This is a genomic window from Bradyrhizobium sp. HKCCYLRH2060, assembly GCF_051168135.1.
GTDB lineage: Bacteria > Pseudomonadota > Alphaproteobacteria > Rhizobiales > Xanthobacteraceae > Bradyrhizobium.
Genome location: NZ_JBNPUK010000008.1, coordinates 235,927 through 248,806, shown reverse-complemented (window position 1 = coordinate 248,806; position 12,880 = coordinate 235,927). Strand labels below are relative to the sequence as shown.

The 12,880-nt window shown below is 65.5% G+C and carries 12 protein-coding genes; 1 reads left to right on the top strand and 11 read right to left on the bottom strand.

Going from position 1 to position 12,880, the window contains the following annotated elements; translation table 11 throughout:
- Nucleotides 1–40: 40 nt before the first annotated feature.
- From ACQR10_RS18010 to pdhA, 4 genes are read right to left on the bottom strand one after another with little or no spacing between them, the layout of a single operon-like run.
- Nucleotides 41–1,399, bottom strand: a complete 1,359-nt coding sequence (locus ACQR10_RS18010; RefSeq protein WP_434912037.1) for a pyruvate dehydrogenase complex dihydrolipoamide acetyltransferase — start codon at nt 1,397–1,399, stop codon at nt 41–43.
- Nucleotides 1,400–1,401: 2 nt separating this feature from the next.
- Entirely contained in the window at nt 1,402–1,707 is a 306-nt protein-coding gene (locus ACQR10_RS18005; RefSeq protein ID WP_015666657.1) for a DUF5076 domain-containing protein, read from the bottom strand.
- A 13-nt stretch (nt 1,708–1,720) separates the two neighbouring features.
- Complete coding sequence (locus ACQR10_RS18000; RefSeq protein WP_316178503.1) at nt 1,721–3,118, bottom strand: pyruvate dehydrogenase complex E1 component subunit beta; 1,398 nt, start codon at nt 3,116–3,118, stop codon at nt 1,721–1,723.
- Between the two features lie 30 nt (nt 3,119–3,148).
- The gene (pdhA, locus tag ACQR10_RS17995; RefSeq protein ID WP_316178501.1) at nt 3,149–4,171 is read right to left on the bottom strand and encodes a pyruvate dehydrogenase (acetyl-transferring) E1 component subunit alpha; all 1,023 of its coding nucleotides are present in this window, start codon (nt 4,169–4,171) and stop codon (nt 3,149–3,151) included.
- Nucleotides 4,172–4,650: 479 nt separating this feature from the next.
- Between pdhA and ACQR10_RS17990 the strand changes: the two genes are divergently transcribed.
- Nucleotides 4,651–6,330: a methyl-accepting chemotaxis protein gene (locus ACQR10_RS17990; protein ID WP_434912036.1), complete on the top strand. Its 1,680-nt coding sequence runs from the start codon at nt 4,651–4,653 to the stop codon at nt 6,328–6,330.
- 132 nt (nt 6,331–6,462) lie between these two features.
- Here the strand turns inward: ACQR10_RS17990 and ACQR10_RS17985 are convergent, their stop codons facing one another.
- From ACQR10_RS17985 to ACQR10_RS17955, 7 genes are all read right to left on the bottom strand, one after another.
- Entirely contained in the window at nt 6,463–6,780 is a 318-nt protein-coding gene (locus ACQR10_RS17985) for an FtsB family cell division protein (protein WP_315711657.1), read from the bottom strand.
- A gap of 78 nt (nt 6,781–6,858) precedes the next feature.
- Nucleotides 6,859–7,569: a GNAT family N-acetyltransferase gene (locus ACQR10_RS17980; RefSeq protein ID WP_316218756.1), complete on the bottom strand. Its 711-nt coding sequence runs from the start codon at nt 7,567–7,569 to the stop codon at nt 6,859–6,861.
- Nucleotides 7,570–7,595: 26 nt separating this feature from the next.
- Nucleotides 7,596–8,387, bottom strand: a complete 792-nt coding sequence (locus ACQR10_RS17975; RefSeq protein WP_315799778.1) for an aldolase — start codon at nt 8,385–8,387, stop codon at nt 7,596–7,598.
- A gap of 134 nt (nt 8,388–8,521) precedes the next feature.
- Complete coding sequence (locus tag ACQR10_RS17970; protein ID WP_434912035.1) at nt 8,522–9,079, bottom strand: NADPH-dependent FMN reductase; 558 nt, start codon at nt 9,077–9,079, stop codon at nt 8,522–8,524.
- A 144-nt stretch (nt 9,080–9,223) separates the two neighbouring features.
- Entirely contained in the window at nt 9,224–10,393 is a 1,170-nt protein-coding gene (locus ACQR10_RS17965) for a serine hydrolase domain-containing protein (RefSeq protein ID WP_434912034.1), read from the bottom strand.
- A gap of 215 nt (nt 10,394–10,608) precedes the next feature.
- Nucleotides 10,609–11,604 carry an MBL fold metallo-hydrolase gene (locus ACQR10_RS17960; protein WP_434912033.1) on the bottom strand — a complete coding sequence of 332 codons (996 nt, stop codon included), beginning with the start codon at nt 11,602–11,604 and terminating at the stop codon, nt 10,609–10,611.
- A gap of 120 nt (nt 11,605–11,724) precedes the next feature.
- Complete coding sequence (locus ACQR10_RS17955; RefSeq protein ID WP_316218752.1) at nt 11,725–12,864, bottom strand: zinc-binding dehydrogenase; 1,140 nt, start codon at nt 12,862–12,864, stop codon at nt 11,725–11,727.
- Nucleotides 12,865–12,880 lie beyond the last annotated feature (16 nt).

Below are 12,880 nucleotides of genomic sequence, written 5' to 3'. Positions count from 1 at the left end.
CGCTCCAATTCCTGCTCGTGCAGAATTGTAAGCGGTCCATTTATACCATCATCATCACGGGATTCTCGATCAGCTGCTTGAAGGCGCCGATCAGCTCGGCGCCGAGCGCGCCGTCGATGGCGCGGTGATCGCACGACAGGGTCACGCTCATCATGCTGGCGATCTCGATCTTGCCGTTGCGCACCACGGGGCGTTCTTCCGAGGTGCCAACCGCGAGGATCGTCGCATGCGGCGGATTGATCACGGCGGTGAAGTGATTGATGCCGTACATGCCAAGGTTGGACACGGCCGTCGTGCCGCCCTGATATTCCTCCGGCTTCAGCTTGCGCGAGCGGGCGCGTGCGGCGAAGTCCTTCATCTCGCCCGAGATCGCCGACAGCGTCTTGGTCTCGGCCTTGCGGATGATCGGCGTGATCAGTCCGCCCGGCATCGCCACCGCGACGCCGACGTCCGAATGCTTGTGCTTGACCATGCCGCCTTCGGTCCAGCTCACATTGCAGTTCGGAATCTTCTGCAGCGCCACCGCCATCGCCTTGATAACGAAGTCGTTGACCGACAGCTTGTAGAGCGGCTTCTTCTCCTTGTCCTTCGGCGCGGCCGCATTGATCTCCTCGCGGGCGGCGAGCAACTTGCCGATGTCGCAGTCGATCGTGAGATAGAAGTGCGGGACGTTCTGCACCGACGCCGTCAGGCGCTGCGCGATGGTGCGGCGCATGCCGTCATGCGGGATGACCTCGTAGGAGCCCGGCTCGAACAGCGCCAGGATCTGCTTGTCCGACATCGACGGCGCCAGCGCCGGCGCGCCTGCCGCGGCAGGTGCCGCCGACGGCGCAGCCTTCAGGCCCTTGCCGGACTTTGCGTCCTCAACGTCGCGCGCGACGACGCGGCCGTGCGGGCCGGTGCCGGTGATGCGGCCGAGATCAATGCCGGCATCCTTGGCGAGACGACCTGCCAATGGCGACGAGAAGATGCGCGCGTGACCGTTGACCTGGGGCGCAGCCGCGGGAGCGGCCGGCGCAGGAGCCGCGGCCGGCTTCGGCGCGGGCGCGGCGGAAGGTGCAGGTGTGGCGGCGGGCGCCGCCGCGGACACCGTCGGCTTCGCCTCGGGCTTGGGAGCCGCCGCCGCCGGCGCGCTGCCGGCCGCCTTGACGTCCTCGCCCTCGCCGGCGAGCACCGCGATCACGTCGTTGACCGGCACGTCCTGCGTGCCTTCCGGCACCAGGATCTTGGCGAGCGTGCCCTCATCGACCGCCTCGACTTCCATCGTGGCCTTGTCGGTCTCGATCTCGGCGATGACCTCGCCGGACTTGACCTGGTCGCCTTCCTTCTTGAGCCAACGAGCGAGGTTGCCCTTCTCCATCGTCGGCGACAGCGCGGGCATCAGAATGTTGATCGGCATGATCAGTGACCTTGTTTCGACCTGGGGCTGGTAGTGCCCGTGTCAGTCGGCCGAGCCAGCTCGGCTTCGAACATCTCGACGATGCGCTGCAGCGCCTCGTCTTCGGAATAATCGCTCTCGCGCGCATAGGCGCGCGCAGCATGTCGGGCGACGTCGACCAGGAGCAGCCCCCACACGTCGGGCTCCTCGAAGGCGCGCTGGAATGCGATCGAGAGCCCGCCATCGAGCACGAAGGCGCGCAACACTTCGGTGGCGTCCTCGCGGCCGATGACGTCGGGCGGCAGCGGCTGCTCCTTGGGTCCGGCCATGGTGGGATGTCCCTTAGCGGTAGCAGACGGACTTGGCGGCCTGCACGACCTCCGCCGCCGAGGGCAGCGCGAGCTTCTCGAGGTTCGCCGCGTAAGGCATCGGCACATCCTTGCCGGACACGCGCGCGACTGGCGCATCGAGATAGTCGAAGGCGTGCTCCATGATGCGCGCGGCGATCTCGGCGCCGACGCCGCTCTGCGCCCAGCCTTCTTCCACCGTCACCGCACGGCCGGTCTTCTTGACCGAGGCGACGATGGTCTCGGTGTCCATCGGACGCAGCGTGCGCAGGTCGATCACCTCGGCCTCGATGCCCTCCTTGGCGAGCTCATCGGCGGCCTTCAGCGCGTAGGTCATGCCGTTCGACCACGAGATGATGGTGACGTCCTTGCCGCTACGGGCGATGCGCGCCTTGCCGATCGGGATCACGTAGTCGTCGAGCTTGGGCACCTCGCCGGAGTGACCGTAGAGCACCTCGTTCTCGAGAAAGATCACCGGATTGGGATCGCGGATCGCGGCCTTCAACAGGCCCTTGGCGTCCGCGGCGGAATACGGCGCGATCACCTTGAGGCCCGGGATGTGCGAGTACCAGGACGAGTAGTCCTGGCTGTGCTGCGCGGCAACGCGGGCGGCAGCGCCGTTCGGACCGCGGAATACGATCGAGCAACCCATCTGGCCGCCGGACATGTACAAGGTCTTGGCCGCGGAGTTGATGATCTGGTCCATCGCCTGCATGGCGAAGTTGAAGGTCATGAACTCGACGATCGGCTTCAGGCCGGCCATCGCGGCACCGACGCCGATGCCGGCGAAACCGTGCTCGGTGATCGGCGTGTCCATCACGCGGCGGGCGCCGAACTCCTGCAGCAGGCCCTGGGTGACCTTGTAGGCGCCCTGATATTCGGCGACCTCCTCGCCCATGATGAAGACGTCGCCGTCGCGGCGCATCTCCTCGGCCATCGCGTCGCGCAGCGCCTCGCGGATGGTTTGCGTCACCATCTCGGTGCCCGCGGGCACCTCGGGATCGGGCTCGGCCACGCTCTGCGGCGCAGCCACGCCGGTCGGCGCAGGCGATGCCGACACCGAAGCAGCCGGCTCGGCCGGCGGCGCCGACTGCGCGGCCTTCATCTCGGCTGCAGGCGCCGCGGCCTTGCCGAGATCTGCGGCGGTCTCGCCGTCGGCCAGGATGGTCGCAATCGGCGTATTGACCGCGACGTCGGCAGTGCCTTCGGGGATCAGGATCTTGCCGAGCGTGCCCTCGTCGGTCGCCTCGACCTCCATCGTGGCCTTGTCGGTCTCGATCTCGGCGATCACGTCACCCGACTTGATCGCCTCGCCTTCCTTCTTCAGCCATTTGGCGAGATTGCCCTTTTCCATCGTGGGCGACAGCGCAGGCATCAAAACTTGAATAGGCATATCAGCTCCAGAGAAACAGCTTGCGCGCGCTCAGCGATAAACGTCGGTGTAGAGCTCGGCGACATCGGGCTCGGGATCGGCCTGGGCAAAATCAGCGGCCTCGTTGACGATCTTGCGCACGTCGGCATCGATCGTCTTGAGATCCTGCTCGCTGACCTTGGCCGCCAGCAGGCGGTTGCGCACCTGCTCGATCGGATCCTGGTCGTGACGGACCTTCTCCACCTCCTCGCGGGTACGGTACTTGGCCGGGTCCGACATCGAGTGGCCGCGATAGCGGTAGGTCTGCATTTCCAGGATGTACGGACCCTTGCCCTCGCGGCACCACGCGACCGCCTTCTCGCCGGCGGCCTTCACCGCGCGAACGTCCATGCCGTCGACCTGCTCGCCCGGGATGTTGAAGGAGATGCCGCGCTTGGAGAAGTCGGTCTGCGCCGAGGCGCGCGACACCGCCGTACCCATGGCATAGCGGTTGTTCTCGATGACGTAGATCACCGGCAGCTTCCAGAGCTCCGCCATGTTGAAGCTCTCATAGACCTGCCCCTGGTTGGCCGCGCCGTCGCCGAAATAGGCGACGCTGACCGAGTCGTTGCCGCGGTAGCGGTTGGCGAGCGCAAGGCCGGTGCCGAGCGAGACCTGGGCGCCGACGATGCCGTGGCCGCCGAAGAAATTCTTCTCCACGCTGAACATGTGCATGGAGCCGCCCTTGCCCTTGGAATAGCCGCCGCGGCGTCCCGTGAGCTCGGCCATGACGCCCTTGGCATCCATGCCGGTGGCCAGCATGTGGCCGTGATCGCGATAGCCGGTGATGACCTGGTCGCCCGGCTTCAGCGCCATCTGCATGCCGACCACGACCGCTTCCTGGCCGATGTAAAGATGGCAGAAGCCGCCGATCGCACCCATGCCATAAAGCTGACCCGCCTTTTCCTCAAAGCGGCGGATCAGCAGCATGTCGCGCAGCGCAGCCAATTCCTGTTCTCTGGTGAATTCCGGCGGCGGGCCGTTATCTCTGTCCTGCCCTTGTTCCTTTGCGGCGGTCTTCTTCGGTGCGGCCATGGCAATTCCGGATGAGAGAAAAAGTAGCTCTCTCTAGCTCAACTCCAGGAGACGTAAAAGGACCGCGTGGCACGTCCGAAGGCTTTGGCGTGCCGCACTGCAATGCACACGAAATATTGCAAATACAATTCCACCATTTTTGGAATCCGACCGCAGGCCGCTACAAAAAAGAGCAGTCATCTCAGCGGATGGGACGCGTCAGGCCAAGCCGACGACGCCCTCCGCGACACCCTCATCGGTGGATCTCGACGACGCCATCGGCGACCAAAAAACCCGACATATCGAACATCGGCATAACGGATATTCCGACCGAGCAGCGGCAGAGAGTCTCCGTGTTTCTACGGGCGTTCGAATCAATCAATTCTAAACCTTCCGCAATGCACAATTTTTCCGAATTCATCAACGAAATCAAATAACTCAACGGAAATCCCTGGCTGCCTGAACTGTCCGGCTGCCTCGTCCCCCTGACAGGAACGAACATGGTTCTCACCATCCCTCGCCGCTTTGCGGTTCTGGTCGCGTTATCCATCGGCGTCTGTATCGTCGCCGTCGTCAGCCAGCTGCTGGCCACCCGCACAGCCCTGGTCGAAGAGCGTAAGGCCGCGGTCGTCGGACAGGTGCAATCTGCCGTGTCGATCGTTAAGGGCTTTGCCGATGCGGCGGCGAAGGGCGCCCTGACCGCGGACGAGGCGCAGAACCGCGCCAAGGCCGTGCTCCGCGGCATCCGGTTCGGCAAGAACGACTACATCTTCGTCTACCAGCCGGACGGCGTGAACCTCGTGCTTGGCCCGAAGCCGGATTGGGAGGGCAAGGGCCTGCTCAACGAGAAGGACGCCAACGGTCTGCCTTTCGTACGCGAGTTGATCGCGGCTTCGACCCAGCCTGGTGGCGGCTTCGTCAGCTATATGTTCGCGCGCGCCGGCAGCAGCGTCCCGGTGGCGAAGCTCGGCTACACCTTGAAGGCCGATCCGTGGAACTGGGTCGTCGGCACGGGCGTGTATGTCGACGATCTCGACGAGGCGTTCTACGCCTCCGTCAAGGTGACGCTGATGTGGGCCGTCGGATTGATCGCCCTGCTGTGCGTTGCGACCCTGATGATCGCGCGCGGCCTGGTCCGGCCGCTGCAAGCGATCACCCGGACGATGACCGAGCTCGCGAACGGGAATCTCGCTGTGCAGATACCGAGCTCGGAACGGCGCGACGAGGTCGGCGAGATGGCCCGTGCCGTCGAGGTGTTCAAGGTCAATGCCGTCGCCCGCCAGCGGCTCGAAGCCGAGCAGAACGAGCTGGAGGCGCGCCAGGCCGAGCAGCGCAAGATCGATACGATGCGCCTTGCGAACGATTTCGAGACAGCGGTCGGCCAGATCATCGAGACCGTGTCGTCGGCAGCGACCAATCTGGAGTCATCGGCCCAATCGCTCAGCGCAACGGCCGAGCGCTCGAAGGGTCTCGCCACCGTCGTAGCCGGCGCCTCAGGCGCCGCCTCCAACAACGTCCAGTCGGTCGCCGCCGCCACCGAGGAAATGTCCTCCTCCGTGAACGAGATCAGCCGGCAGGTGCAGCAGTCTTCGGCGATCGCCAGCGAAGCCGTCGAACAGGCCCGCAAGACCAATGAACGCGTGGGCGAATTGTCGCAAGCGGCGGCTCGCATCGGTGACGTGGTCGAGCTCATCAACACCATCGCCGGCCAGACCAACCTGCTGGCCTTGAACGCCACCATCGAGGCGGCGCGGGCGGGTGAAGCCGGCCGCGGCTTCGCCGTTGTCGCCTCGGAGGTCAAGGCGCTCGCCGAGCAGACGGCCAAGGCGACCGGAGAAATCAGCCAGCAGATCGGCGCCATCCAGACCGCCACCCAGCATTCGGTCACCGCCATCAAGGAAATCGGCGACACGATCGGCCGGATGTCGGAAATCGCCGCCACCATCGCAGCGGCAGTCGAAGAACAGGGCGCCGCAACCCAGGAAATCTCGCGCAACATCCAGCAAGCTGCCAGCGGCACGAAAGAGGTTTCCGCGAATGTTGCCGACGTCCAGCGCGAAGCAACCGAGACAGGAACGGCTTCGTCCCAGGTGCTCAACGCTGTGCAGTCACTGTCCCAGGACAGCAACCGCCTGAAGGCCGAGGTCCACAGGTTCCTCGCCACCGTGCGGGCCGCATAAAGAGCAGCGCATCAGCGATCGTCGAAGGCCCGCGCGCAGCGCGGGTCTTCCTCGTCATGGGCTTGTCGTGCACGCGTTCGGTACGCAGACAAAGGCCAGTCTCACGACGATACCTCGAGGAGACCGGCTCGCTCAGTTTGGCCGGTTGATCCGGATCAGATCGCGCGGGTTGGCGTAGCCGAGCTGAAAGCGGGCGCGCTCATCGAGCATGTCGGGATCGACCCGGTCGGAGCGCAACAGCGACACGCGCTTCTCACCCTCCGCCCGCTCCTGCTTCAGCCGGGCGAGCTCGGAGGTCAGCGCAATGATCTCCTGGTCGAGCTCCTGGCGCGCGGTCAGGCCGTAGCGGCCGGTATAGGCGTTGATGCCGAAATAGCCGATGATGGCGGCCGCCATCGTGTAGAGGGCGAGCCCGGTCAGGAACGATTTGAGCCGCGCGCGGGAGACCATGGCCGGAAGATGGGGCGCCTTGGTTAAGGATCTGCTAATCCGCCCCGCGAGGCTTCTTTACGAAGGTCGCATCACCGGTCACGGGCTGACGGATTGCCGAAGCACCGTGAAACACAAGGTGGCTCGCGACATGAAGCCGAGACGCTCATACAGCGCGATCGCGGCATGATTGTCCTCTATGACGTGGAGAAACGGCGTCTCGCCCCTGCCCCTGATGGCCGTCATCAGGGCTGTTACGAGCCTCTGGGCATAGCCACGGCCGCGATAGTCCGGATGGACACAGACCGCGCTGATTTCCGTGAACCCGTCGAGGCGCATGCGCTCCCCGGCCATCGCGGCCAGGCGCTCCCCGTCGCGAATGCCGATATAGCGGCCCAGCTCGTGGGTCCTGGCCAGGAACGGGCCCGGCTTGGTCAGCGCCGTCAGCTCCAGCATCGCCTGAATGTCACGCTGGTCGAGCGTTTCGATCACGGCATCCCCAACAGGGGCCTCGGCCTCGACCGCAACCATCTGGCGGACGCAGGCGCTGAACCAGGCGGCAAGGCCGTGCAGGTCGCCCGGAGGAGCGGGAGTCACGATCGCAACCACGTCCTTCTTGGCGAAGTCGGCGAGCTCCGACCATGCGGCATCGCTGTCGTCCGACATGGCGGCAAATGGTGCAATCGCCGCAGGATAGCGACGGGCATGCGCGGCGCCCTCGGCAAGCGCCCGGTGCCCGGTGGTCAGGGCTGACCAGACGGGACGATCCAGCGCTGCGCGCTGCTCGGCAGAAAGCTCCAATCTGGACATCGCACCAGCCTCCAGACGATCAGTCCTCAGCTCCGGTAGACCGGCTCCTCGAGGTCGAGCATGCGTTTGACGGCCTCGAGGTGCAACCGAGCCGATTCCGCATCTCCTTCGCGCATCTGGCGAGAGGCGGCTTCCGCGATTGCCGGCGCGACGGCGGTGACCTTGCGGCCGGTCGACAGCGCCAGGCACTGCACCTGGCAGGCGCGCTCGAGATAATAGAGATCGTCCCAGGCTTCAGCGATGGTCGGCGCCAGAACCATGACGCCATGATGCTTCATGAAGACGATGTCGGCGTTGCCGACCGCCCCGGCGATGCGGTCGCCCTCCCGCGCGTCGAGCGCCAGCCCGTTGTAGTTCGCGTCGACCGCGGTTCGTCCGTAGAATTTCAGCGCCGTCTGCCCGGCGAAGATCAGCGGGTCGCCTTCGGTCATCGACAGCGCGGTGGCGTAGGGCATGTGGGTGTGGAACGCGACCTTGGCCCGCGGCAACGCCTTGTGGATGCGCGCATGGATGTAGAAGGCAGTCGCTTCCGGGCGGCCATCGCCGGCAATGACGTTGCCGTCGAAATCGCACACCAGCAGCTTCGAGGCCGTCAGCTCACGAAAGGCATAGCCGTAGGGATTGACGATGAAGAGGTCGTCATAGCCGGGCACCAGCGCCGAGAAGTGGTTGCAGATGCCCTCTTCGAGCCCGTGCCGCGCCGCCATCCGGAAGCACGCCGCGAGGTCGATCCGCGCCTGCCAGACGGCCTCCGAGTCGAGATCCGGCTGGTTCGGGCCGGGCCTCGACGACGACGCGGGTGTGAACGAATGGGCCATCATGCTTCCTTGGCAATGCGCATCCTTGCGCTGGTCCGGCATGGCCTTGAAACGGATCGGGCAAGGCGCGTCAACGCCCTGCCCGCATCATACCCGTCATGCAGTTGGCGACCGCCGCACGGCGACGACCAGGGTCAGCCGTTCTGCTTGGCCACGAAGGCGGCGAAGGCATCCAGATATTGCTGCAACACCGTCTTGAGCGAATCCTTGACCAGCTCACCCTGGGCGTCGAACGCGTCGCCGACGCCATTCAGGTAGATTTCCGGCTGCCCCATGATCGGGCCCGAGATGCCCGGCATGATGTTCTGCAGGTGCTTGGCCGCCGCCACGCCGCCGAGCGGGCCCGGCGAATTGGAGATGAGGCCGACCGGCTTGCCCAGGAACGAGCTCTGCCCATAGGGGCGCGAAGCGATGTCGATCGCGTTCTTCAGCACACCGGGAATCGAGCGGTTGTATTCGGGCGTGAGGATCAGCACGCCGTTCGAGGCCTTCAGCTTGTCGCGCAGGACGAGCCAGTCGGCCGGCGGATTGGCTTCGAGATCCTGGTTGAAGAACGACAGGCCGTTGAGCGAGGTGACGTCGATCTTCAGGCTGGCCGGCGCCAGCTTGGCGAGCGCATTGGCGATCTTCAGGGTGAAGCTCTCCTTGCGGAGACTGCCGACGAGGGCGACGATGGCGTACGGAGCAGGCATAGGGCATCCTTTGCAGGGGAACGTGAGAGGTGCACTTAAGACACATGGGCAAGACCATGCAAGTGCATGAAAACAGCGTGTCGCGAAACTCAGCGTTTCATCGCGACAGGGGCTCCCATGTTCCAGACCTTCGCCGCGGCGAGCTCAAGCCGTGGCTTTGAGGCTGCGGGCAAATTCAGCCACCGCCTGATGCGTCAGCCAGATCGCCTGCCCGTCGACCGGCTGAGCCCAGCTCGACAGCTTGGCGATCACGATGCCGTTGGCGGCATCGACGAACAGGTTCTGGCCGTGAATACCCATCGCGAACATTAGCTGCGGCGCGTCGTTTGTGACGTACCAGCCGCTGCGATAGTGCATGTTGCGGCTGATCGCGGCAAAACTGTCGCGCCATTGGCCGTCGCGCCAAGCCTGCACATCGCCATTGTGCCTGATGTCGTCGAGCCAGGCCTCGGGGATGATCGCGTGCGAGCCGCGCCGGCCGCCTGACAGCACGAGCTGCCCAAGGCGCGCGAAATCGCGCAAGGTGGCGCAGAAGCCGCCGGTGCAGCGCGGCGCGCCCTTGCGATCGAGGGTAATGAAGGCCTCGCCGCTCGCCCCCATCGGCTTCCACAGCAGCGTGCTGACGAGGCTTGCGAAACTGCGGCCGGTGGCGCGCTCGATCGCCCAGCCCAGGAGATCGGTGTTGGAGGAGACGTAGCTGAAGGCGCCGCCATGCGGCGCCGACTGGGCGCGCATCGTCGCGAAGAAATCGTGCAGGTTCGGCGTCGTGCCCGGCGCGGCCGGCTCCCAGCCGCTGGCGTCGGCATAGGCCTGCAAGCCGGCGCCATCGAAGACGATGCCGGCGCGCATGTCGATGAGCTGCCGGATCGTGGCGCCGCGATAGGCCGTGGCGGCCACCTCCGGCACGTAGCGCGTGACCTCGGCGTCGATGTCGATCTCGCCGCGGCCAGCCAGGATGCCGACCATGAGGCCGGTGATCGACTTGGTCGCCGACATCAGGATGTGCGGCGTGTCGCGGTCGGTGCCGCCGTCATAGTGCTCGAAGACGATGCGGCCGTCCTGCAGGATCAGCAGCCCGTCGGTCGCCGTCGCCTTCAGGAAACCGTCGAGATCGAGCGTCCCGCCCTTGGGCAGCCGCACGCCGAAATCCTCGAACGCAACCGGGCTCGCCGGCAGCGGCCAGGCGCTGCCGGGCGCGCTCTCGATGTCGGCGGCCGGCAGGATCGCGCGGATGTTGTGAAAGGCCCAGCGGCTGAACGGCGCAGTGCGCCAGTTGGAGAGATCGGCGCTGGTGGGAGAGAGGTCGATCGACATGCAAGGCCCTGCGGAGTCCCGGGAACGCCTGACATAGGCGTTCGCCGGAGCGGCGGGAAGCCCGGCATTTCGCATATGCAAAACAAGCAGACCGCATCGAAAGACGGCCTGGCACACTCCATCCCCGTCATTGCGAAGAGCGAAGCGACGAAGCAATCCAGAGTCTCAACCGACCCCTGGATTGCTTCGCTTCGCTCGCAATGACGAGGAGGAGATCAGATCACCGGATTCCACGGCGCCGGAATCAGCCGGTACTTGGCGCCGTCCTTCTCGACATAGCCCACGGAGGGCAACGAGAAGTGGAAGCCGATCACCTTGGCCTTCTCGGCGGCGGCCATGTCGTAGAACTTGTGCCGCGTCTCCTGCGCCATCGCGGCATCGGTGTCGAACATCACGTGCCAATCCGGATTGCGCAGGAACAGTTCGGGGACGTTGGTGACGTCGGCCTGGATCAGGACCTTGGCATTGCCGGAAGCGACCGCGAACGAGGTGTGTCCCGGCGTGTGACCGGGCGTGCCGAGCGCGGTGATGCCGGGTGCGACCTCCTTGTCCCACTCGTACTGCGTGACCTTGCTTTCAAGCCCGCCGAACACCTTCTTGAAGTTGGCGAAGTTGCCCTTCATCAAGTCGGTCTGCGCCTTGGCGGCGTTCTCGTCGCTATTCCAGAACGCCCACTCCTTGGCCGGCACCTTCAGCTCGGCGTTCGGAAATGCCAGCGAGCCGTCCGCGAGCTTGAGGCCGTTGATGTGGTCGCCATGCATGTGGGAAAGCACGACGACGTCGATGCTCTTCGGATCGACGCCGGCGGCAGCGAGATTCTGCAGGGTGCGCCCGACCGCGCCCTTGCTGGCCTCGAAGGCCCCGGCGCCGTTGCCGGTATCGATCAGGACCAGCTTGGAGCCGGTGTTGATCAGTTGCGGATTGAAGGGGATCGTGATCATGCCCTTCGGCATGTAGGCGCTTTCGGCAGCCGCGAGCGCGTCGTCCTTGGCGGTGTTGACGACGAACTTGTCGGGCATCGGGAAGGTGCGCGCGCCGTCATTGACGGAGGTGCACTCGTAGTCGCCGACCTTGTAGCGGTAGAAGCCGGGGGCCTGCGCGCCGGCGGGCGCAACCGCCGCGCGTGCCTGTCCGGCCAGCGGCGGCAAGGCGGTTGCAGCTCCGGCGAGGGCCGCACCAGCCAGAAATCGACGGCGATCCAATCGGGTCATGACAAATCTCTCCTCAGTGCTCCATGCGGCTGACGCCGCCCCCCAGACAAACGGGGCGGATTGTCTCCGCATGCGGGCCAAACGCAAGCCCGTCAGCAACGTCCGGGGAGCGACGTTAGGTCACTTATCTTTGTTGGGGTCGATGAGGAATTTTTCGCCGGTAGCCCGTTTGGCGTACACGGCGAGGTTGGCCGGATCGAGCGCCTCGGACAAGGAAACGACCTTGGTGTAGTGGCTGGCAAAGGTCGTCTTCAGCTCGTCGACGACGCGCTGGCGCAGCCGCTCGGTATCCGCCTTGCCGATCTTCATCAGGAACGGAAACAGCAGCCAGCCGCCGACGCTCCAGGTCATGCCGAAGCCGCGGGTGATCTCGGTCGGCCTGACGTCGAGGCTGCCGTAGATGTAGACCTGCTTGTGCACGTTCGAGCCGTATCGGCTGTACGGGTGCTTGCCGGACTTGTTGATCGCGGCTTCCATCGCGTTGAGGATCTGGCCGGCGAGCTTGCCGCCGCCGATCGCATCGAACGCGATGGTCGCACCGGTCTCGACCAGCGCCGCGATCAGATCGTCCATGAAGGTGGGCGAGGTCGAATCCACGACGTATTTGGCGCCGAGGCCGCGCAGGATCTCGGCCTGCGCCGCACTGCGCACGATGTTGACGAGCGGGATGCCGTCCTTGAGGCAGATCTTGTTGAGCATCTGCCCGAGATTGGACGCGGCCGCGGTATGCACCAGCGCCGTATGGCCCTCGCGCCGCATCGTCTCGGTCATGCCGAGCGAGGTCAGCGGATTGACGAAGCAGGAGGCGCCCTCGGCCGGGGTCGTGCCGGCCGGCAGCGGCAGGCATTCGGAGAGCTTCAGGCAGCGATACTGGCTGTACATCGCCCCACCGATCGCCGCGACCGTGCGGCCCATCAGCGCCTTGGCGGCGTCGGAGGATCCGGTCTTGACCACGACGCCCGCCCCCTCGTTGCCAACAGGCATGGACTCGTCGACCCGGGCGGCCATCGCCCGCATCCCCGCCTCCGGCACCTTCGCGATGATGACCGGACGGTCCTTGGTGCCGGACGCCTGCATGGTCGTGAGGTCGGCAGCGCCAACGAGCAGGCCGAGATCGGACGGGTTGATCGGCGCCGCCTCGATCCGCACCACGACCTCGTCCGGCCCAGGCTCAGGGGTCGGCACGTCGACCAGCGAGAGCTCGAGCTCACCGCTGCGCTTGATCAGCGTCCGCAGTTGCAGGCCTGCCTCGACACCCATGCGCGCCTCCCTCTTC